General features: G+C 61.5%; 17 protein-coding genes and 1 other annotated feature. Of the genes, 4 read left to right on the top strand and 13 right to left on the bottom strand.

Features of this window, described 5'->3' with window-relative positions:
• Nucleotides 1-6: 6 nt before the first annotated feature.
• The 6 genes from I8J29_RS12290 to tyrS all read right to left on the bottom strand — a co-directional run bounded on the left by I8J29_RS12290 (nucleotide 7) and on the right by tyrS (nucleotide 7577).
• Nucleotides 7-1116, bottom strand: a complete 1110-nt coding sequence (locus tag I8J29_RS12290) for a glycoside hydrolase family 172 protein (RefSeq protein WP_208847895.1) — start codon at nucleotides 1114-1116, stop codon at nucleotides 7-9.
• An 812-nt stretch (nucleotides 1117-1928) separates the two neighbouring features.
• Complete coding sequence (locus I8J29_RS12285; RefSeq protein ID WP_208847894.1) at nucleotides 1929-2762, bottom strand: phytanoyl-CoA dioxygenase family protein; 834 nt, start codon at nucleotides 2760-2762, stop codon at nucleotides 1929-1931.
• Nucleotides 2763-2916: 154 nt separating this feature from the next.
• Nucleotides 2917-3690: an AraC family transcriptional regulator gene (locus I8J29_RS12280; protein WP_208847893.1), complete on the bottom strand. Its 774-nt coding sequence runs from the start codon at nucleotides 3688-3690 to the stop codon at nucleotides 2917-2919.
• 294 nt (nucleotides 3691-3984) lie between these two features.
• A complete protein-coding gene (locus tag I8J29_RS12275; protein ID WP_208847892.1) occupies nucleotides 3985-5550 on the bottom strand; it encodes a flotillin family protein in 1566 nt (521 codons plus the stop codon).
• 31 nt (nucleotides 5551-5581) lie between these two features.
• On the bottom strand, nucleotides 5582-6109 hold the full coding sequence (locus I8J29_RS12270; RefSeq protein ID WP_208847891.1) for an NfeD family membrane protein: 528 nt from the start codon (nucleotides 6107-6109) through the stop codon (nucleotides 5582-5584).
• A gap of 211 nt (nucleotides 6110-6320) precedes the next feature.
• The gene (tyrS, locus tag I8J29_RS12265; protein WP_208847890.1) at nucleotides 6321-7577 is read right to left on the bottom strand and encodes a tyrosine--tRNA ligase; all 1257 of its coding nucleotides are present in this window, start codon (nucleotides 7575-7577) and stop codon (nucleotides 6321-6323) included.
• 50 nt (nucleotides 7578-7627) lie between these two features.
• Nucleotides 7628-7912: a binding site (T-box leader), on the bottom strand.
• A 183-nt stretch (nucleotides 7913-8095) separates the two neighbouring features.
• Here tyrS and I8J29_RS12260 point away from each other — a divergent pair.
• Complete coding sequence (locus tag I8J29_RS12260; RefSeq protein ID WP_208847889.1) at nucleotides 8096-11236, top strand: transglycosylase domain-containing protein; 3141 nt, start codon at nucleotides 8096-8098, stop codon at nucleotides 11234-11236.
• A gap of 77 nt (nucleotides 11237-11313) precedes the next feature.
• Here the strand turns inward: I8J29_RS12260 and acsA are convergent, their stop codons facing one another.
• On the bottom strand, nucleotides 11314-13038 hold the full coding sequence (acsA, locus tag I8J29_RS12255) for an acetate--CoA ligase (RefSeq protein ID WP_208847888.1): 1725 nt from the start codon (nucleotides 13036-13038) through the stop codon (nucleotides 11314-11316).
• Between the two features lie 167 nt (nucleotides 13039-13205).
• Between acsA and I8J29_RS12250 the strand changes: the two genes are divergently transcribed.
• A complete protein-coding gene (locus I8J29_RS12250) occupies nucleotides 13206-13838 on the top strand; it encodes a GNAT family N-acetyltransferase (RefSeq protein WP_208847887.1) in 633 nt (210 codons plus the stop codon).
• A gap of 44 nt (nucleotides 13839-13882) precedes the next feature.
• Nucleotides 13883-15061 (top strand): acetoin utilization protein AcuC, encoded by a 1179-nt coding sequence (locus I8J29_RS12245; RefSeq protein ID WP_208847886.1) that lies wholly within the window; start codon nucleotides 13883-13885, stop codon nucleotides 15059-15061.
• 162 nt (nucleotides 15062-15223) lie between these two features.
• Here the strand turns inward: I8J29_RS12245 and I8J29_RS12240 are convergent, their stop codons facing one another.
• The 4 genes from I8J29_RS12240 to I8J29_RS12225 all read right to left on the bottom strand — a co-directional run bounded on the left by I8J29_RS12240 (nucleotide 15224) and on the right by I8J29_RS12225 (nucleotide 17758).
• Nucleotides 15224-15928 (bottom strand): 5'-methylthioadenosine/adenosylhomocysteine nucleosidase, encoded by a 705-nt coding sequence (locus I8J29_RS12240; protein ID WP_208847885.1) that lies wholly within the window; start codon nucleotides 15926-15928, stop codon nucleotides 15224-15226.
• Nucleotides 15929-16933, bottom strand: coding sequence for a catabolite control protein A (ccpA, locus tag I8J29_RS12235; RefSeq protein WP_090635727.1), 1005 nt, complete (start codon nucleotides 16931-16933; stop codon nucleotides 15929-15931). It abuts the gene before it with no gap.
• A gap of 72 nt (nucleotides 16934-17005) precedes the next feature.
• The gene (ytxJ, locus tag I8J29_RS12230) at nucleotides 17006-17362 is read right to left on the bottom strand and encodes a bacillithiol system redox-active protein YtxJ (RefSeq protein ID WP_208847884.1); all 357 of its coding nucleotides are present in this window, start codon (nucleotides 17360-17362) and stop codon (nucleotides 17006-17008) included.
• 15 nt (nucleotides 17363-17377) lie between these two features.
• Nucleotides 17378-17758: a hypothetical protein gene (locus I8J29_RS12225; protein ID WP_338113140.1), complete on the bottom strand. Its 381-nt coding sequence runs from the start codon at nucleotides 17756-17758 to the stop codon at nucleotides 17378-17380.
• Nucleotides 17759-18090: 332 nt separating this feature from the next.
• Between I8J29_RS12225 and I8J29_RS12220 the strand changes: the two genes are divergently transcribed.
• On the top strand, nucleotides 18091-18615 hold the full coding sequence (locus tag I8J29_RS12220; RefSeq protein WP_208847929.1) for a type 1 glutamine amidotransferase domain-containing protein: 525 nt from the start codon (nucleotides 18091-18093) through the stop codon (nucleotides 18613-18615).
• 103 nt (nucleotides 18616-18718) lie between these two features.
• Here the strand turns inward: I8J29_RS12220 and ptsP are convergent, their stop codons facing one another.
• Both ptsP and I8J29_RS12210 read right to left on the bottom strand, forming a co-directional pair.
• Nucleotides 18719-20479 (bottom strand): phosphoenolpyruvate--protein phosphotransferase, encoded by a 1761-nt coding sequence (gene ptsP / locus I8J29_RS12215; RefSeq protein ID WP_208847882.1) that lies wholly within the window; start codon nucleotides 20477-20479, stop codon nucleotides 18719-18721.
• Nucleotides 20476-22359, bottom strand: coding sequence for a glucose PTS transporter subunit IIA (locus I8J29_RS12210; protein ID WP_208847881.1), 1884 nt, complete (start codon nucleotides 22357-22359; stop codon nucleotides 20476-20478). Before I8J29_RS12210 ends, ptsP begins: the two co-directional genes overlap by 4 nt.
• Nucleotides 22360-22470: the final 111 nt, after the last annotated feature.

Genomic DNA, 22470 nt, shown 5'->3' with positions numbered 1-22470 from the left:
GCCGGATTACGGATTGGCGTGGCCGAAAATGCGAGCCAGGCTGCCGCCGTCGAACGGCTTGATAGCCGGCAGCGGAAGCCGCTTGTCGATCTTCGGCAGCGGCGCGAACGGACGATGCGGCTCCTGCTGGTACCAGTAGGCCGTCGACGAGACGTCGTCGCGGCGGTGATTGTTATGGCCGTGCTCGATCGTCACCCGGATGCGCTGCTCGAACATGACGGGATCGAGGATATGATAGCGGTAGGCCGTGATTTTGCCGCTCCAGTTCGGTCCGCCGCCCAGAATGATGCCGTGGTACGGCGTGCAAACTTCCTGCTGGGGGCACCAGGCGGTGTTGAAATAATCCTCCATCCCCGTGCCGTGCAGGGAAGGCGGCCAAGACTCCCCGTCGATGAAGATCATGTCGTCGCCTTCTCCGTACCAGTTCCACTCGCTCGTGTCGCGGAGATTATGCACGTTGAAGTTGCAGCCGACGTAGTGTCCCTTCCCCTCGGCCTCGAGAATGACGTAATTGCCGTCGCCCGTCGTGTTCTTGCCGCCGAATTCGTAATAGGCGTTGTCGACGCCGTCGTCCGGGATGCCGTCCGTCGGATTCTCGCGGCGCCACGAGGCATGGAAACGAAGCTCGCTGTCCGGCAGCTTGCCGTACGCCTCGTAATCGACGTAGAAGTAAAATTTGATCGGATGCTCCGCTTCGCTCTCGATCTGAATGCGGGCGCCGTCCGCGAACGGCATCCGGAAGAAGGAATTGAACGCCTTGCCGTCCTCCGGGCTCATCATCAGCGCGGCCGACGCGTAATTCCGGGTCAAGCCGTGACCCATCCCGAAGAAATCGCCGATCGGCGCTTCCACGCTCGGCTCCGTCTCGCCGTCCCAGAACATGCGCAGGACGATCTTGCGCGGCAGGAACGCTTCCTCGACCGGCGCGTCCGGCGCCATCGTCATCCAGATGTGCGTGATCGCGCCCGCCCCGGATAGGCGGCAGACGTCCGTCACGTCGCCCGGCTTGATCGTGAAAAAGTCCTTGTTGCCGCCCGAGCGGTCATAGCTCGATTCGCGCTTGCGCTTGCCGATTCGCGCTTGGCTCAAACCCGCGAGGCTTTGCTGTACGTCCATGATGGGCACTCCCTTTGCCGTGTAGTCGTGTTCTTGAACATCCCATGTGCAATCGATGCCACAAAAGGTAAGCGGCTTACTTGTTTTGCCGGTTTGCTTCTCGTCGGCTCTGCCGCCGGCTCGAAGGCGTCAGCTTTGCCTTCCTCGGGAGCCCGCATCGGACATGCGGCCTGTCGGGCCGAGACCTCTTAGTCCGGCTGATTGCCGGAACTAAGAACCGAGCGTCGCCGCCGCAATCCTGGCCGGGTCAACGGAACGGACATGCCAAGAGAGCGGCCGGTGGCCGGAAACGACGAATTCTGCAATCGATTGCAGAATGAAGTCAAGCCATGGCGCACGATCGGCGCCCGGCTGCCTGCAGCCGCAGTCCGTCTAGCTCGCGGAAGCCGGAACTCGTACCCGCCCCGCCGGCCGGAATTCTTGCCGCTCTTGCCTCGGTATCGGACAGCACGCCGGTCTTTCACATCGGACGACACGCCGGTCAGCGCTGCTCGGGCTTGGAACGCCGATCCAATGTTGGATCACGGGCATCTCGTAACCGCTTTCAAGTCGGTTGGAAAAAGAAGGCCCCTTCATCGCCTTGCCCTGTCGATGCCTCTGCCGCGCGATCGCTCCCGGCGTGCCGCTCCAAGCTCCGCGCTTGCGCGAAACGAAGCAGCGAACCGTATGTAATCGATTACTTGCCGTTCACATGTTCATCGTACCGGATGGCAAGGATATCCGTCAACTCTTTTTTTCCGCCTATTTTTCGCGGGCCGGCCCGAGCCGTCGCGGAGCGCCGAAACGGCTCGGGGCCTTCCTCCCGCCTCCTCTTAACGCACCAGCTCCGGCTGATGCTCCTTCAACCAGACGCGCAGCGGCACGTCGGCGTCCGTCGGCGTATAGTAGCCGTTGCAGTTCACGCCCGCGCCGAGCAGCTGCCGGCGGATCGGGTCGCTCTTGTCCCACAAATGCTGCACGGTCATGTCGTCCTTCGTCCGGATCCAGCGGTAGCCGTACCCGTAGAACAGCACCTTGCGCTGCAGCTCCGACCAGTTCGGCGTGCCCGCGTGCCACAGCCGGCGGTCGAAGAATACCGCCGTCCCCGGCTTCACGCGCACCGGAATCGCGCCTTCCGGCTGGCCCTGACGGTCGGCCGGGAGCTGGAGATTGTCGTTCAAGTGGCTGCCGGGCACGATCCAGAAATTGCCGCGGTCCGGCTCGGACACGTCCGACAGGAAATACGCGACCTTCAGCGACAAGCGCGGACGCGGATGGGACTCCATCTCCTGGTTGACGCGCCCGCTGTCCTGATGCCAGCCGAACGTGTTGTCGTTCTTCGCCTGCCCGTTCGGCGGCGTCGCGATCATGTGGGCGTGGTACAGGTAGATGTTCCAGCCGAGAATGCCCCATACTTTCGGCAGCACCTTCTCGTAATCGACGAGGTTCAGGAAGACGTCGTGGTCGGGTATGAAATTTGGATAAAACAGCGCCGTCTTCGGATCATGGCCAGCCTTCAGCTTATCGTCGTATATGCGGTCGAACTCCACCGTCAGCGCGGCGACCTGCTCCGGCGACAGCGCGTCCTCCACGATCAGATAGCCGGTTTCCAAAAACGTTTTGCGCTCTTCCTCGGTCAATGCGTACTGCAAGCAAGACGGATTCATCGGCATCCCCTCCAACTGAGTAATTAATGCATGTATCAATCATACGGGGCCGAGGAGGCGCATTCGATTAACGATCCGGCTTTCTTTTGCACGATTCAACGATTTCGGTGAGAGCGCTGACATTTACGCCGTCATCCTATCGCCCGTTCTTTCGTCAATCCGTCCGTCCTTTCAGGAACGCCGTCGGCGAACAGCCCGTCAGCTTCTTGAACACCCGGTTGAAGTAGGCCTGGTCGCAGAAGCCGGTCTCTTCCGCGACGACGCTGATCGGCGTCATTTTGTCGAACATGAGCTCCTTCGCCTTGGATATCCGGAAGTGGTGCAAATATTCGATCGGCGATTGGCCCGTGACCGACTTGAACACATGCGACACGTGGTTCGGCGTCCGCCCGGTATACGCGGCGAGGTCGCTCAGCGTCACCGGCTCCTTGAAATGGTCCAGCATGTAGCGCTTGATGTCTTCCGCCATGTCGATTTTTTTGGCCGGCAGCTTCCGCTTGTCCCGCTCGTAGTTGAGGATGCCGAGCAGCTCGAGCAGCACGGCGTAGCAGGCCGTCTCCGAGTACGGCCCCCGCATGAGCCAATGATGCTTCAGCAGCAGGAAGCGCTGCTTGAAATATTCGAAGCCGGGGATCGACGTCTTGCAAAAGCGTTCCTCCCGCAGCACGGGCAGCAGCGCGCGGTCGTGCGCCTCCAGCGTGAAATGCGTCGCATACCGCTGATGCTCTTCCATCGATACGCCGCCCCGCATGGTGCCGGCCGGCATGAAGAGCACGTCGCCCTTTTGGAGAAACACGGTCTCGTCGTTCACGTAGTACATGATCTTCCCCCGCGTCACGACCAGCAGAATGTTGTACTGCGTCGGCTCCCGGCCCATTTCCCATTTCCCGTGAAAATCCTTGACGTAGCACGTGTGCATCTTGATCATGGCTGCCATCTCCTCCGATTGCCTAATGCGCATCCCGATTGCCGTATCTCGATTGCCGTATCTCGATTGCCGTATTCCTTCGCCGCGGAGCCGCGCGGTTCCTGTCGCGAACGTCAAGCCGGCTTATATCCGCGGCTTGTATCCGCGAGACCGGCCTCGCTTCCCTCCCGGTCTCGGACGGACGCGCGAAACGGCCCGTCCCTTAAGGGACGGGCCGTTTCGCGTAGTACGGTTCCGCGCGGCCGCTTCCGCCCGGACCGGCGCGGCGCGGCCCGGACATGTCGGCGGCGCCGTTTAGGCCAGGTCGCCTCCGGCCGCAGGATCGGCCTTCAGCATCGGGTTACCCGCCTCCGGCAGCCCGGCTCCCGCTGCGGCCGCCTCCGCGACCGCCGCGCCGGCGGCCGCTGCCGATGCGACGCGCGTCGTCAGGCCGCGGATGAGGGCGTTCAGGTCGAGGCCGGAGACGCTCTTCAGCATTTCCGGGGCCGTCGCCATCAGCGACGTGACGTAATTGCTGACCCGCGCCGCGCCTTCGCCGTGGCCGGTATCGACGACGGTCAGCTTGTCGATCGCGGCGATCGGATCCGCCACTTTGCCGGCGAGCTCCGGCAGCATCTTCACGACGATGTCGAGCACGGCCGCTTCGCCGAACAGTTCGAACGCCCGGGCGAGCTTCTCCTTCGCCTCGGCTTCCGCCAAGCCGCGAAGCCGGATGACGTCCGCCTCCGCCGTTCCTTTCGCCCGCTCCGCGTCCGCGATCGCGAGGCCGTCCAGCCGCTTCTGCTCCGCGTTCGCTTTCGCTTCCGTCTCGATCTTGTACTGCGCGGCGTCGGCTTCGCGCATCCGCTTCGCCTTATCCGCCTCGGCCGCCTGCTCGACGGCGTACCGGTCGGCATCGGCCTTCTTCTTCACTTCCGCGTCGTACTGCTTCTCGCGGCGGAGAATTTCCTTGCCTTCGAGGTCGATCTCCCGTTCCTTGCGGACGAGCTCTACCTGCATCTGCTCCTCGACGACGTGCTGCTTCGCGCGCGCTTCCTGGATGGCGTACGCCTGGTCGGCCTCGGCCTTGGCGGAATCCTGGTCCTTCTTGAAGGACGCCACCTTCAGCTCCTTGTCCTTCGCCGCCTCCGCGATGTTCGTGTCGCGCAGCAGCTCGGCCTTCAAGCCTTCCTCCTCCGCGCGCGCCTTCTGAATCCTCGAATCCCGCACCGCCTCGGCTTCGGCGATATCGGCGTCCCGCTTGACCGCGGCGATGCGCGGCTTGCCGAGCGCGTCGAGGTAGCCGTGCTTGTCGCGCAGATCCTTGATAGTGAACGAGACGATCTGCAAGCCCATCTTCTTCAGATCGCGCGCCGCGACGCCCTGCACCTCTTGGGCGAATTTATCGCGGTTCCGGTATACTTCCTCGACGGTCATGGAGCCGAGGATGGCGCGCAGGTGGCCTTCCAGCACCTCCTGCGCCTCGCTCTTGAGCGATTCCGTCGGCTTGCCGAGGAATTGTTCGGCCGCGGTCGAGACGTCCTCGACGGAGCCGCCGATCTTGATGATCGCGACGCCGTCGGCCATGACGGGCACGCCCTGCTCCGTGTACACCTCCGGGGTCGACACGTCGAGCTTGTGCGACAGCAGCGACAGGAAGTCCGCCTTCTGGAAGATCGGCAGGATGAACGCGCCCCCGCCGCGGACGATTTTGTTCTTGCGGCCCGATTCGTCTTCCGCGACGTTGCGGCTGCCCAGGAACGAGCCCGTCACGATCATCGCCTTGTCCGGCCCCACCGTCCGGTATCTTGCCCAAAACGCCAAGCCGAGCACGATCAATACGCCGACCACGATAGCCGGAATAACCAAATAATCTGGCATGTTGTATTCCCCTCTCCTCATTCATGTCCGGTTAAAGCTCAAGCTTGGAGACGAGCAGCGTGTGCGCGTCGAGCCCCACGATTACGACCCGCTCGCCGGACGCGATCTCGACGCCGTCGAAGCTGGCCGCGGTATGATTCGTCAAGCCCGCGCCCGCCTTCACCGTCACCTCGCCGAAGCCCTTGGCCGGAATCGGCACGTTTACTTCGCCGATCATGCCGGTCAGCTCTTTCATGGAGTAGCCCGTCGAATTCTCGCTTCGCTCCATCGGCCGGATATACAGCCAATAGATCCCGATCGCCGCCGCGACCGCGCAGAGCGCCGCGAGCAGCACGACCGGAACCGTTCCGAACGGGGTATGGCGCGCGAGCAGCAGCCCCGCTCCCCCGAATACGGTAATCCCCCCGACGATCGCCGTCGGCTGAAGGACGGGGTGGCCGTCCAGCGACAAAAAATCGAGCATGCCGTCGAGCGCCAGGCTGAGCCAGTCGCCGAGCACGACGCTGACGATCGCGAACAAGGCGCCTCCGATGAGACAACCGAGAAATAAGCCTTCCATGCCCTCCCTCCTGTCCGAAGAATTCCATTATTTTGAATTCCATCCGTTATTTCTTACGCCATTTGTACCGAATAAGTTTCGGAAACGCTTTGCAATTGTTGCAATTTCTGTCGAATCGCGCCTGTCGGAGCGGCCGGACGGACTCGTCGCCGATCAAAAAAAAGCTTACCGCGCGCAAAACGCCGCACGATAAGCTTATGGCCGGCCTTCCTTAACGAAGAACCAATTTCGCGAATTTCCGCTTGCCGACTTGGATGATATCGCCTTCGGCCACCGCGATCTCCGCGGACCAATCCTCGACTTTCTCCTCGTTGATCCTTACCGCGCCCTGCTGCACGCTCCGTTTCGCTTCGCTGGTGGACGGCTGCAGGCCGATCGAGGTGAGCAGCTTCAGAATGCCGATGCGCCCGTCCTGCAGGTCGGACGAATTCACCTCCGCCTCTTGGATGTCGTCCGGCAGCGCGCGCTTCTGGAACACCGTGACGAAATGCTGTTCCGCCGCCGCCGCCGCTTCCTCGCCGTGGTACATGCGCACGAACGTGCGGGCGAGCGCCATCTTCGCGTCGCGCGGATGCTTGCTGCCGTCCGCGAGTCCTTCGCGCAGCGCCTGCAGCTCCTCGTTCGTCATATCCGTCGCCAACTCGTAGTATTTCGGCATGAGCTCGTCCGGAATGGACATGGACTTGCCGTAAATCTCGTTCGGCTCTTCGTCGATGCCGATATAGTTGCCGAGGCTCTTGCTCATCTTGTTCACGCCGTCCAAGCCTTCGATGAGCGGCGTCATGATGGCGGCCTGCGTCGCTTTGCCGTATTCCTTCTGCAGCGTGCGGCCCATGAGCAGGTTGAACTTCTGGTCGGTGCCGCCGAGCTCCACGTCGCTCTCGAGCGCCACCGAATCGTAGCCCTGCATGAGCGGGTAGAAAAATTCATGGATGCTGATCGGCTGGCCGGTCGTGTAGCGCTTCGTGAAATCGTCGCGTTCCAGCATGCGCGCGACCGTCACCTTGGCCGACAGCGTCACGACTTCCGCGAAGCTCATCGGACCGAGCCATTCGGAATTGTAGTACACCGTCGTTTTGGCCGGATCGAGCAGCTTGTAAATCTGTTTCTGGTACGTCTCGGCGTTGCGCTTCACGTCCTCCTCGCTCAGCTGCTTGCGCGTCTCCGACTTGCCCGTCGGATCGCCGATGCGGCCCGTGAAATCGCCGATGATCAACTGCACGTCGTGGCCCAGCTGCTGGAACTGCCGCAGCTTGTGGAGCACGACCGTGTGGCCGACGTGGATGTCCGGCGCCGACGGATCGAGCCCCAGCTTGACTTTGAGCGGTTTGCCGGTCGCCACGGCGTTCGCGACCTTCGCTTTCAATTCGTCTTCCGGCACGATCTCGACGACGCCCCGCCGGATGACCTCCATCTGCCGTTCGACTTCCTGCTGCTGCGCAGCGGTCAATGCTTCCCATTTTACCATTCGCGTTCGACGCTCCCGTCCGAATCAAATAAAAAAAATCCTTCGCGTCCTCAAGGGACGAGAAGGATTTGCTCGCGGTACCACCCTCGTTAGAACCGCCCGTGCCCGCCAAGTCGCGCGGACAGCGAGAATACGGCTCTCACTTCATTTCATAACGGAGATCATCCGGATGCGGACTACTGGCGAACGCTCCCATCGCGGACAGGAGATTATTCGGGTTCGTCCGATCAGCTCGAGGCGGTAATTCGAATTGCGGCGCGTACCGGTTCGCACCTCCCACCGGCTCTCTGACATCGTCGTCCCGCAGCTCTACTGAAGCCTTTCAACGCGTTTCGATATGCGATTTTCTTGTTTTCCGTTATACCACAACGCCCTGTGCGAAGTCAATAAAGTCGCGCGATTCGCCTTCGAATTGGGAAAATTGGCGGCCTATGGACAAATTCGTCGTCCCCGAACTCCAACTCGGCTTGGGAACTATGCTATAATAAGGCTGTTAATCGGAGGAGGCTCAGCATTGTATGGATCAAGACCGTCAACAGAAACCGAAAAGCTACAGCAAATGGCGGACCTTTGGCATCGTAACGTTCGTAACAATTAAATGGCTCTTTATTTTCGGATTATTGATCGGACTGTTCGCGGGCGCCGCGGTCGCCGGCTACGTAGCCTCTTTCGTCAAGGACGAGCCCGTGCGCTCGCGCGCGGAAATCGAAGCGAAAATCGATGAAAACGCCGTCACCGGCTTTGTGTATTTCAATGACGGACAAACCCCCGTCGGCCAGCTCCGGACGGAAGAGGACCGCCGGCTCGTCAAGCGGAACGAAATTCCGCCGCAGGTCGTCAACGCCGTGCTCGCCACGGAGGACAACAACTTTTACAAGCACATCGGGGTCGACTTCAACGGCCTGGCCCGCGCGGTCAAGCAAAAGCTGCTGAACGAGGACACGCAGACCGGCGGCAGCACGCTGACCCAGCAGCTCGCACGGCAGGTGTTCCTGACGCTCGACAAGACGGACAGCCGGAAGGCCAAGGAAATCTTCCTTGCGCTCCGCCTCGAGCGATTCATGACGAAGGACGAGATCCTGACCGCGTACTTGAATAAGGTGCAGTTCGGCACCAGCAACAGCGGCTACAATCTGTACGGCATCAAAGCCGCGGCCAAGGGCATCTTCAACATCACGGACCTGAACAAGCTCAACATCGCGCAGGCCGCCTATCTGGCCGGCTTGCCTCAGCGCCCTTCGGCGTACACGGCGTTCACGAGCAAAGGGAAATTCAATCCCGACGGCTTCAAGCTCGCGGTGGACCGCCAGCACATCGTGCTCCGGCGGATGCTGGAAACCGGGCGGATCAGCCAGGAGCAGTACGACGAAGCGATGAGCTTCGACCTCGAGAAATCGCTGGCGAAGCCGACGGAGAAAGCCTACTCGACGTTCCCGTTCCTCATGCTGGAATCCGAGCGCCAGGCGTCGGTGCAGCTGCTGCTCGCGGAGAATCCGAACCTGAAGCCGGAAGACGTCAACAAGAAAGAGAACGCCCAACTGCTGGAGGAAGCCCACGAGCATCTGCTCCGCGGCGGGTATCACATCTACACGACGATCGACAAGAAAGTCTATAATGCCATGCACAAGATCGGGTCGGATCCGAGCAATTTCGGAGGCGACAGCAAGGAGAAAGGCATCGAACAAACGGGCGCCGTCATGCTCGACCATAAGACCGGCGCGATTCTCGGCATGCTGGAAGGCCGCGACTTCTACACGGAGCAGCTGAACCACGCGACCCAGATGACCCGGCAGCCGGGCTCCACCATGAAGCCGATCGCCGCTTATTTGCCTGCTATCGAGAAAGGCATCATCCAGCCGGCAAGCGTCATCGACGATTCGCCGATCGTCATGAAGGACGGACAGAAGGGCTTCCACATTCCGATGAACGTCACGAACAAATTTTACGGCCTCGTGACGGCAAGGGACGCGCTCAACCGATCGCTGAATATCCCGGCGCTCAAAATCTTCAACAACCTCGTGACCATTCCGGAAGCCTGGAAATTCGCGAGAAAGCTCGGCATCACGACGATTCAGCCGGAAGACGACTATGCCCAGACGGGCGTCATCGGCGGTCTCAGCATCGGGGTTTCCGTCGAAGAACTGACGAACGCCTACGGCGCGATCGCCGATAAAGGCGAATTCAACGACGCGTACATGATCAGCAAAATCACCGACGCGAACGGCAAGGTCGTCTACCAGCACGAGGACAAGCCGCTCCGCGTCTTCTCGGAACAGACCGCGTTCCTGATGACGGACATGATGCGGACGGTCATCTCCGATCCGTCCGGCTCCGGGCACAAAATTACGTCGTACTTCAAAAATTACGGCAAAATTCCGGTCGTCGGCAAAACCGGCTCCACCCAAAGCTACGGCGACGTCTGGTTCATGGGCTTCACGCCGGACATTACGCTCGGCGTCTGGGTCGGCTACGAGAAGCAGAAATACACGCTGTCCAAACCGGAACGGGAGCGGGCGCGGATCATCTGGTCGGATATCATGAACGAAGTCACGTCCACGCGGCCCGAGCTGTTCCCGACGAAGGAGTTCACCATGCCGTCCGGCATCGTCAAAGCGACCGTCTCCAGCCTGAGCGGCAAGCTGCCGACGGATCTGACGCGCAGCGAGGGCAAGCTGGTCACCGACTGGTTCAACACGAAGTTCGTGCCGAAGGAGCCGGACGACGCGCTCGTCAGGATGGCCGTCATCTCCTACAACGGCATCAATTACATTCCGAAGCCGACCACGCCTTCGGACATGGTCAAGGAGCGGCTCGTCGTGAAGCGTCAGAAGCCGCTCGACGAGCTAATGAAGGAAATCGAAGCCGCGCAGGCGAAGCTGCCGGCGGACAGCCGCAGGCCGATGAGCGCTTACGTGCCGGCGGACGCTGGCCGCGATGCCCCGTCCATGGTCGATCCGCGGGCCGACGACGGCCGGGCGCCGAGCCCGCCGTCCAACGTGGGCATCGAGACGGTATCGGGCGGCGGCGCGTACCGGATTACGTTCAAGGCTTCGCCGGAACGCGACGTCGTCGGCTACCGGCTGTACCGTTCCGTGAACGGCGGCGCGTTCGCGAACATGAATAACCCGGTACTCACGGGACAGGACGCGCGCTTCGTGAACTACATTAACGCGCCCGGCGGCTACGCCTATTACGTCACGGCCGTCGACGTGGCCGGCAAGGAATCCGCGCCGAGCGCGGTCGTCAATTCCGGCGGCGGCATCGCGCCTCCGCCGGATCAAGGATCGACCTCGCCGACGGACACGGGCTCGGTCGGCGACATTATCGGACTGCCGACCGACGACGGCAACGGCAGTGGCGGCGGTCAGCCGGGCTCGAATCCCGGCCTCGCGTCGCCGTCCGCGCCGATCCATATCGCCATCGAAAGCACGGCGATCGGCATCAAGCTGACCTGGTCGGACAACGCGACGTCCGAGCAGGTCACGGGCTACAACGTGTATTACAGTACCGACGGCAGCGGCACGTTCAAGAAGATCGGCTCCACGAACGAGGCGCGCTTCGAATACGTCTCGCCGCTCACGAGCGGGTATTTCCGGGTGACGGCCGTCAACGACGCCGGCGAATCGCCGCCTTCGGCGCCGGCCGCCATTCAACCTTAAAGAAGCAACGCAAAAAACCTTCCGATGCGAGCTGCATCGGAAGGTTTTTTCGTGCCGCGGCCGAAGCCGGGCGAAGCTTAGTCTTCAATGGTCGACAGGTCGCCGGTCGGCAGGTTCAGCTCCCATGCCTTCAGCACGCGGCGCATGATTTTGCCGCTGCGCGTCTTCGGCAGCTTGTCTTTGAATTCGATCTCGCGCGGCGCCGCATGCGCGGAGAGGCCTTCTTTCACGAACTTGGTAATGTCGGCCTTCAGTTCGTCCGACGCCGTGTAGCCTTCGCGCAGCGCCACGAACGCTTTGATGATCTCGCCGCGCATCGGGTCCGGCTTGCCGATGACGCCGGCTTCCGCGACCGCGGGATGCTCGACGAGCTTGCTCTCGACTTCGAACGGTCCGACGCGCTCGCCGGCCGTGTTGATGACGTCGTCGATCCGGCCTTGGAACCAGAAGTAGCCTTCCTCGTCCCGGTAGGCGGAGTCCCCGGAGATGTACCAGCCCGGAATACGGAAATACTCCTCGTATTTCGCGGGATTGTTCCATACCTTGCGCATCATGGACGGCCATGGCGTGCGGATCGCGAGGTTGCCCATGCGGTACGGCGGCAGCTCGTTGCCGGCGTCGTCGATGATGGCCGCTTGAACGCCGGGAATCGGCTTGCCCATGGAGCCCGGCTTGATGTCCATGCTCGGGTAGTTGCAGATCAGCTGTCCGCCCGTCTCCGTCATCCACCACGTGTCGTGAATGCGCTGCTTGTAGACCTTCATCCCCCAGCGGACGACTTCCGGATTAAGCGGCTCGCCGACGCTCAGTACGTGGCGCAGGCTGGAGAGGTCGAACTGTCCGACGACGTCGTCGCCGGCGCCCATCAGCATGCGGAATGCCGTCGGCGCGCTGTACCAGACCGTCACCTTGTAGCGCTCGATCGTCTTGTACCAGTCCTGCGGGCTGAAGCGGCCGCCGCGGATCACGTTCGTCGCCCCGTTCAGCCACGGCGCGAAGATGCCGTACGACGTGCCCGTGACCCAGCCCGGATCGGCGGTGCACCAGTAGATGTCGTCCGGCTGCAGGTCCAGCACGATCCGGCCGGTGAAGTAGTGCTGAATCATGGCGTTCTGCACGTGGAAAATGCCCTTCGGCTTGCCCGTGGAGCCCGACGTATAATGCAGGATAAGTCCGTCCTCGCGCCCGAGCCATTCGATCTCGGCGGCGTCGGATGCGGCGGCCATCTCGGCCTTGTAATCGACGATGCCTTCCCCTGTCTGCACGTCGTCGCCGAAGACGATGACATGCTTCAAGTCCGGCAGCTCGCTCCGCGGAATGCGCGACAGCAGCGCCGGCGTCGTGACGATCGCGGTCGCGCCGCTGTCCAGCAGCCGGTCCCTGACGGCCGTTTCCATGAACGCTTCGAAGAGCGGCCCGACGACGGCGCCGACTTTCAGCGCGCCCAGCAGGCCGAAATACAGCTCCGGCGTGCGCGGCATGAAGATGAACACGCGCTCCCCTTTGCCGATGCCCAGCCCGCGAAGCACGTTGGCGAACCGGTTCGACTGCTTCGCCATCTCCGCGAACGTGTACGATTCGTCCCTTGCGTTATCGCTATAGTAGAGAGCGATCTTGTCGCCCCGCCCCGCTTCGACGTGACGGTCGATCGCTTCGTAGGCCATGTTGACCTTGCCCGTGCCATGCCAGGAAAACTGCCGTTCAAGCTGTTCGAAGTTAAAGGCTTCGTAGGTTTCATTGTAGCTTGCCATGTTGGAGCCGGACGCCGTCGCCGGAATCCGTTCTTGATGGGTATTGCTCATTCTTCATCATCCTCCTGCCCATAGTAAAACTGTTTTCCTATCTCTCTGCCGGCAAACCCGAATACGCTTTCATATTATAGCATGACTCTCGATGCCTCGACCATGCTTTTCATTGACGCATTTTTTTGCTATAAGTAGGGTAGCAGGCGAAAGGAGCCCGATGATTTTTGGAACATCGCAAACTGCCGCATACCGAAACCATCCGCTTTCAGGCGCGGGAAATCGTCGTCGAAGGCCCGCTGCCGGCCGAACGGCTAACCGGGTTGACGCTGCACGCGCAGCTCGACGCCTTCCGTCGTCCGCCCGAGCAGCTCCAGGCGCTGATCGAGATCGCCGCGCTGCCCGAAGGCCGCATCATCGCGGCGCGGGACGGCGACACGATCGTCGGTTACGTCACGTTTCATTATCCCGACGAGCTGGAGCGCTGGTCGGAAGGCAACATGGCGGATTTGATCGAACTCGGCGCCGTCGAGGTAGCCGACGATTACCGCGGGCTGGGCTTGGCCAAGCGGCTCATCTCCCTCGCGTTCCGCGGCGGGCAGCTGGAGAACGTCATCGTCTATACGACGGAATATTACTGGCACTGGGACTTGGAGGGTACGGGGCTCAGCGTCTGGGACTACCGTGCCATGATGGAGAAGCTGATGAAGGAAGTCGGCATGGTCTGGTTCGCGACCGACGATCCGGAGATTTGCGCGCATCCCGCCAATTGCCTGATGGTCCGCATCGGCAGGGAAGTGCCTTTAAGCTCGGTCGAGCAGTTCGACCGCGTTCGTTTCCGGCAGCGATTCATGTATTAGTTCAGGCGATTCGCGCAATCCGTGCAGAGAGGCAGTGGAGCAGCATGACGGCCAATGCCGTATTTATTTATTCGCCCGAGGCGAAACGGTATAAATTCAATCAGGAGCATCCGTTCAACCCGATCCGGCTGGCGCTGGCCAAGCACTTGCTGGAAGCCGCGGGCGCGCTGAAGGACGAGCACATGCTGACGGCTTCGCCGGCCGGCGAAGATCAGCTGAAGCTCGTGCATCGCTACGATTATGTCGAGGCCGTGCGGCGGCTCGGCTCGCCCCAACCCGTCCCGGCCGACGTCGCGGGCGCGGACAAATTCGGCCTCGGCACCGAGGACACGCCGTATTTTCCCGGCATGCACGCGGCCGCCGCCGCGATCGTCGGCGGCTCGGTGCTTGCGGCGGACGCGGTCATGGACGGACGCGCGCGGCACGCGTACCATATGGCGGGCGGCTTGCATCATGCCTTCCCGGACCGCGGCGCGGGCTTCTGCGTCTACAATGACGCCGCGATCGCGATCGCGCATATCCGCAAGCGGTACGGCGCCCGCGTGCTCTATATCGATACGGACGTCCATCACGGCGACGGCGTGCAGTGGTCGTTTTACGCCGATCCCGACGTTTGCACGTATTCCATTCACGAGACGGGCAAATATTTGTTTCCCGGCACGGGCTTCGTTCACGAGCGCGGCGCAGACGCCGGCTTCGGCGCCAGCATCAACGTGCCGATGGAGCCATATACGGAGGACGACTCGTGGCTGGACAGCTTCCGCGCGACCGTGAGCCGCGCGGCCGAGTATTTCAAGCCCGACGTCATCGTCAGCCAGCACGGCTGCGACGCGCACGCTTACGATCCGCTGTCGCACATCCACTGCAGCATGCGCATCTACCAGGCGATGCCGGCGATCATCCATGACCTGGCCCATCGGTACGCCGAAGGCCGCTGGGTCGCGCTGGGCGGCGGCGGGTACGACATCTGGCGCGTCGTGCCTCGCGCCTGGGCGTTCGTCTGGCTTGCCATGACGGACCATCCGTTGATGGACCGGCTGGCGCCCGAAGGCGCCAACGAGCCGCTGCCGCTGGCGTGGCAGGAGCATTGGGCAGCGCTGAGCGATGCGCCGCTGCCGGCCGACTGGCTGGACGACCTCGCGGCTTGGACGCCGATGCCGCGGCGCGGCGAGATCGCGGCCCGCAACAAGGAGGTCGCGGGAATCGTCCTGCAGCAGCTCTAAGCTGCGACAGCCCTGCAAGGCATTGCAATGTCAATGAGATCGCAATTGGGCATCATTGACACTGGTACCCGCAAGCGCGAACCAAAACAAAAGGCAGCTTCCCCTTCCGATGCGCTCGGAAGCGAAAAGCTGCCTTTCTACTAGCCGGATCCCTGTCTTTGCTTACAAATGCCGCAGCATGTCGTCGATGATCGCGTGCGAATTAACGGACGCTTGAATCGTGAACTCGGCGAAGTTGACATGCGCCGAACCGTCCGCCTTGTCCGACATGGAACGAATGACGACGAACGGCACGCCGTTCATCGCGCATACTTGCGCCAGCGAAGCGCCTTCCATCTCCGTGCAGGCGCCGCCCAGCTCTTCGTACAGCCCGCGCACCGCGTCGCGCGAAGCGATGAACTGGTCGCCGGAGAGCACTTTGCCCTTCAGGCTGCGTCCCGGGAACAACCGCTCGCAGGCCGACGCGGCAAGCTCCACGAGGTCCGGCGCGGCTTGAAATTCCCAGACGTCCTGATACGGGATTTGCCCGCGGGCAAAGCCCAGCGGCGTGACGTCGAAGTCATGCTGCAGGCAGGACGTCGAGACGACGATGTCGCCGATATTCAAGCTCGGCGCGACGGCGCCCGCGACGCCCGTGAACAGGACGCAGTCCGCGCCCGCGTCGATGAGCACCTGCGTGCATACCGCGGCATTGACCTTGCCGACGCCGGATTTGCAGAAGACGACGTTATGGCCGTGCAGCGTGCCTTCGGTATATTCGATCCCGGCCTTCACGAACGATCCCGTCTTGACGACGTGCTTATGCAAGAGCTCGATCTCTTCGGCCATGGCGCCTACGATGCCGATCTTATGATAAAGAGCCGCCATTCAGATGCTCCCTACCGACTGCCGCGTGACGATTTCGTACGGCAGCACGACGCGCGGATTGTCGACCGATTCCTTCTTCATGAGCTTCGTCAGCAGCCGCATCGATACCGCGCCGATGTCGTACATCGGCTGGGCGACGGCCGTCAGCTGCGGACGGACCATGGACGCCATCCGGCTGTTGTCCACGCTGATGACCGAAACGTTGTCCGGCACCTTGAGGCCGGCGTCCTGGATGCAGTGAATGGCGCCGATGGCCATTTCGTCCGTCGCGGAGAAGACGGCGGTCGGGCGCTCCGGGAGCTCCAGGAAGTATTTCATCGCGTCGACGCCGGACTCGTAGCGGTAATTGCCGATGCGTACGAGGTTCTCGTCGTAAGGCAGGCCCGCGGCTTCGAGCGCGCGCTTATAGCCTTGAAACCGCGCGTAGCCGTTCGCCGGATCCTGCAGCGTGCCGCCGATCATCGCGATCGTGCGGTGGCCGTTCTTGATCAGCGTCTGCACGGCGTCGAACGCCGCGGCTTCGTGGTCGATGTCGACGGACGGCATCATGCCGTTCTCGTCGGTCGTGGCGCACAGCACGATCGGCACGTTGGCCGTCTTGAACGCCTGCAGGTGCTCGTCCGTTACGGCGCCGCCCATGAACAGCAGCCCGTCGACCTGCTTCTCGAGCAGCGTGTTGATGACGCGAATCTCTTTATCCTTCTTCTTATCCGCGTTGCACAGGATAATGTTGTAGTGGTACATATTGGCGATATCTTCAATTCCACGCGCCACTTCGGCGAAGATCGCGTTGGAAATATCGGGAATGACGACGCCGACGGTCGTGGTTTTCTTGCTCGCCAACCCTCTCGCAACCGCATTCGGACGATAGCCGAGACGTTCGATGGCTTCGAATACTTTTTTGCGTGTTTGAGGTTTCACGTTTGGATTGTTGTTGACGACCCGCGACACAGTCGCCATGGACACGCCTGCTTCTCTTGCTACATCATAAATGGTTACCGTCACAGTCCTTCTCTCCATTAGTTCAAATTTTTCTCTCGCCCCATAACACTTTATCGTTAATCATACGACAAAATATTACTTTTCGCAATGCGTGCCGAGATGCTCGTCTAATGTCGAGTAGGTAATCCGCCAGTGGGAAGCATGCCACGACACCTCGCCGCCGTTCACCAGAATGAGCTGCGGCGACTCGTGCTTGAGATTCAATTGTTGGGCGATCGCGTCCGATACGTTGCGGTTCTCCGGCACGAGCGCGAGGACGGGCGTCAGCGCGAGCGCCTTCGCGTCCTCCAGCCAGTTGGCCAATTCGTCGTGCGCGCCGGCGCTGACGGAGCACTGCGTGCTGTGCTTGAACACCAGCAGCGGCTGCCGGAAGGAGCTCCCGTAGGCGTCCTCCCAGTCCGCAAGCGTTCTCATCGGAAGAGGCATTTCCATGCGGACACATCCTTCTTAGCCGTATTGAAGCATGCTCCTGCTCAGCTGGCTTAACCGCTTATGTATGTCCGCCATCCAGTCCGGATCGCCGGTGGCTTGCGCGACGGCCAGCAAATCGAGGAGCATGTCGATCCGTTCCTCGGTCATCTTCCGGACGATCGCCGGATCGGAATGTTTATGTTCGTAATAGGCTTCTACTAACAGCTTTGCCCATTCATTCCATTCGTTAAACAGGAAGGTTTGTTTTGCGGGCTGCGCGCCCAGCTGGCCGATCAATCCCGTCAGGTCCGGCTTTACCTCGGGAAACACTTCGCTGCGGTTGCAGGAAGGGCAAGAGTAGATGGGCACGTTATCGATTTCAACCTTATTGGAATAAATGACGGTACGCAGCTTCATCGGCATCACGTCGCCGCAAGAACAGCGCTTTTGCAAAATGGTCCACTCCTTCTCCTAAAAGCAGCACGGCCTTGAAAGCGTTCTTTCAGAGGCGCAGCTCGACGATAAGGTATTCGACTTTTCGCATTAAAGTCCTCCTTGCGCGCAGGTTGTAATTTTTGCATTTAGCGGATTAAGCAGCCAGCGCCGCGGCGGCTTGAAAACGCCGCGGACGCGCAACGGCGGGCGGCCCGGGTTGCTTCGCCGGGGCGGCTTCGATAAAATGAGGGTGGATTGCGCGGGCTTGATCTTTATCTATGCGCAGGGTTGAAGGAGGATGACGGACAATGTCCATGTCGCTGCAAGGCAAAACGGTCGTCTGCTTGCTGGACGACGAATTCGAAGATCTGGAATTATGGTATCCCGTTTACCGCGTCCGCGAGGAAGGCGCGACCGTGCTGTTCGCCGGGCCGGAGAAGGGCCGCGCGCATATCGGCAAATACGGCGTGCCGGCCACGGCCGACGCCGCCTACGACGAGCTGGACGCCTCCCGCATCGACGGCCTGCTCGTGCCGGGCGGCTGGGCGCCGGACAAGATCCGCCGCTACCCGAGGGTGCTCGAGCTCGTCAGGGAGATGGACGCGGCGGCCAAGCCGATCGGGCAAATCTGCCATGCGGGCTGGGTGCTGATTTCGGCCAAAATTTTGCAAGGCCGCAAGGTGACGTCCACCCCCGGCATTCGCGACGACATGGAGAACGCCGGCGCTACGTGGCTGGACGAGCCGGTCGTCGTGGACGGGCATCTCATCTCGGCGCGCCGTCCGCCGGATCTGCCGCCTTACGCGAAGGCGTTCGTCGACGCGCTTCGCGGCGGCTGATTACCATCCAACCGCACAAGCGAAAGAGCGGCCCCCAACCGGGTGCCGCTCTTTCTCGTCCAGCTATCTCGCGTTTCGCGACCGTAAGCCCGCCCGGCTCGGCTCAGGAATTGTTGAAAACGTCCGGAAACTCCTCAGCAAGCTGCTCCTCCGACGTCTTGAGCTTGAGCAGCTCGTGGATCTCCGCGCTGGTCCGGCAGCCGAGAATCCGATCGAAGTTGTCGCGGCTGTCCTGCTGCCGCAGCGAGAGCAGCCGTTCCTTGACCGGCAGGATCGAATGCGCGGACATGCTCAGCTCGTCGACGTCCAGCGCCAGCCAGATCGGCAGCGCCTTGACGTCCCCCGCCAGCTCCCCGCACACGCCGACGTGGATGCCGTGGCGCTTGGCCGCCTCGACCGTCAGCTTGATCATCCGCAGCACCGAAGGATGGTACGGCTCGTACAGATGGGAGATCTGCTCGTTCATGCGGTCGACCGCCAGCGTGAATTGGATGAGATCGTTCGTGCCGATACTGAAGAAGTCCACTTCCTCGGCGAGCATATCCGCGATCACGACGGCGGCGGGCAGCTCGATCATGATGCCGACCTGGATGTCGTCCGCGAACGCCAAGCCTTCCGCGCGCAGCTCGTCCTTGCACTCCTGGAGCAGCCGGTTGGCCGCGCGTACCTCGTCGACGGACGAAATGAGCGGGTACATGATTTTCACGTTGCCGCGTTCGCCAGCGCGCAGGATCGCCCGCAGCTGCGTTTTGAACAGGTCGGTTTTGTCGAGGCAGATACGTATGGCCCGGTAGCCCAGGAACGGATTGTCCTCCGCCGGAAGCTCGAAATAATCCAGCTGCTTGTCGCCCCCGATATCCAGCGTGCGGATGATCAGCGGCTTCGGATACAGCTTCTCGGCCACGGTGCGGTACACCTCGAACTGCTCGTCCTCCCGGGGCAGCCGGCTGCGGTCCATATACAGAAACTCCGTCCGGAACAGGCCGACCCCGTTCGCCCCGCTCGAGAGCGCGACGTCCAGCTCCTTCAGCGAGCTGATATTGGCGCTCAGCTCCATCTCCTTGCCGTCCTGCGTCACCGGTTTGAAGCCGATGATGCCCTTCAGCTGCTGCTTCTTCTCCCGCTGCAGGATTTGCTTGCCCGTATAATAATCGATCAGCGCCTGCTCGGGATCGATGTGCACGATGCCGGGGCCGCCGTCGATGATCAGCATGTCGCCGGTCTGAATCGGCTCCTCCAGCTTGGATTCGATGCCGATGACGAGCGGCACGCCCAGCGCCCGCGCCATGATGGACGAATGCGACGTCATGCTGCCGGCCAGCGTCGCGATGCCGAGCACGTGATGCGGGTTCAAGTGCGCCAGCTGCGACGGGGACAGTTCTTTCGCGATCAGGATGAACGGCTGCGTATCCGACGGCAGCGTGATTTCCGGCGCGCCGAGCAGATGCTTCAGCAGCCGGTTGCCTACGTCCTTGATGTCGAGCGCGCGTTCCTTCATATATTCGTCGTCGAGCAGATCGAACATGGTGACGAAATGGTCGATCGCTTCCTTGACGGCGACTTCGGCCGCCTTGTACTGCCGCTGAATGATGCCCTGAATCTCGTTCATGAACACGGGATCGTCCAGTATGGCCAGGTGCGCGTCGAAAATATAGCTCTCTTCCGCGCCTACGACCTCGCGAAGCTCATCCTTCATCTGCTCGATTTCGACCTTGGACGTGCGAATCCCCTCGTACAGCCGATCGAATTCGCGGGCCAGATCGCCTACGTCGATTTTTTGTTCGGGCAGATCCCACTCCCAGTTCGGGAGGACGAACGCTTTGCCGATCGCGATGCCCGTTGAAGCTCCTATCCCTTGAATCACGCTGTTTCCCCTCCACCGCTTCTCTCTTTTAGAACGACCGACATGACGGAAGCCTGACCGCGCTTCACGCTTTTGAACGGCGCGAAGCTCCAGGAGCTGACGCGGTCCGAGTTCGTAATGACCATCGGCGTCGCGAGCGACTTGCTTCCTTTGCGGATCTTTTGCATGTCGAAGGTGATCAGCAGCTGGCCGGGCTTGACCTGGTCGCCTTCCTTGACGAGCGCCTTAAATCCGTGGCCCTTCAGCTGCGACGTGTCGATGCCGATGTGCAGCAGCACTTCGAGTCCTTCCGGCGTGCGAATGCCGATCGCGTGCATCGACGGGTACACGTGGATGACCTTGCCCGGCACCGGCGAGACGAGTTCGCCCTTCTCCGGCATGAAGGCGACGCCGTCCCCGACGAGCTTGCCCGCGAAGATCGGATCGGGCACCTCGCTGAGCGGCATCATCCGGCCTTGCACCGGCGAATTGAAGAGCACCCGCGAAATGTCGCGCCGGATCGCTTTGTCCATCTCTTCCCGGATCAGCTCCGAATAGGTGCCGAACACGATCTGGACGTTGCCGCCGCCGAGCCTAATGACCCCCGCCGCGCCGAGATGCTTGAGCGCGTTGTTGTCGATCAGCCGGTCGCTTCCGACCTTCAGCCGCAGCCGGGTGATGCAGGCTTCCATTTGAACGATGTTCTCCTTCCCGCCGATCGCCTGCAGGATAAGCGGCGCCCGGTACGGGATGTCGCCCGCCCATTCGTCGAGCTGCGAGCCTTCCTCCCGTCCCGGCGTCGGAATGCGGAATCGGCGGATCGCCCAGCGGAACATGACGTAATAGATCAGTCCGAAAACAATGCCGATCGGGATGATCAGCCAGCCCCTCGTGGCCAGATGCTCGTTGATCAGATAGTCGATCGCCCCCGCGGAGAACGAAAAGCCGGTCCGGATGCCAAGCTCGTACGTCAGCCACATCATGAAGCCCGACAGCAGCGCGTGCACGACGAACAGGTACGGCGCCACGAACAGAAACGCGAATTCGATCGGCTCCGTCACGCCCGTCAGGAAGGACGAGAGCGCGGCCGTCAGGAACGTTCGGCGGATCTTCGGCTTCAAGTCCTCGCGTGCCTCGTGAATGATCGCGAACGCGATCGCCGGCAGCGCGAACATCATGGTCGGATAGAGGCCGGCCATGAAGCCGCCCGCCGACGGGTCGCCCGCGAAGAAGCGCGGCAAGTCGCCGAATACCATATGCCCGCCCGGCGTCTCGTATGCGCCGACCTGGAACCAGAAGACGTGGCTGACCAGATGGTGCAAGCCGAAGACGACGAGGATCCGCAGCACGAAGCCGAACAGGAAGACCCCGAAGCCTCCGCCGGAGTTGACGATGTCGCCCAGCTCCATCAAGGCGCTGTGGATCGACGGCGCGATCTCGACCATGATGATCGCCCACAGCGTCGAGAATGCGCTTACGATCAGCGGCACGAACCTTGGCCCGCCGAAAAACTGAATGTATTCGGGCAGCTTGAGCGACTTGAATTTCTCGTTCAGGACGCTCGTGACGATGCCGATAATGACGCCGGTAAACACGGTCGGCTCCAGCTCGTAATGGCTGGCATTGATGATGCTCGTATAAATAAACATCCCCGCGATCGCCGCAAGTCCCGCCGTCAAGGCGTTGCTCGTCATGCCCATCGCGACGCCGAACGCGAACAAATACGGCAAGTACGCGAAGAGCGTCTCGCCCGCGGTCTGAAGATGCGTATGAATGCTCGGCATGCCCAACGACGCCCACGGTAGCGCGCTCAGCGCGAGAAATACCGCCGCTCCGGGCAATACGATGGTCGGAAGCATCAAGGATCGGCCGAGCTGCTGCAAATGACCCATGATGTTCATGAATGTCCCCCTCTCTATGTACGGGATCGCGGCTTCGCAATCGGAAACGGCCGCGGATTCTTCTTTGATCGTAAGGGTTTCCCTTGCCGTTGTCAAAAAGAAAACGGCGGA

Origin of the sequence: Paenibacillus artemisiicola, from assembly GCF_017652985.1 — a bacterium.
Classification (GTDB): Bacteria; Bacillota; Bacilli; order Paenibacillales; family Paenibacillaceae; genus Paenibacillus_Z; species Paenibacillus_Z artemisiicola.
Note: the sequence above shows the minus strand (reverse complement) of the source record. Positions and strands in the feature narration are given on the sequence as shown.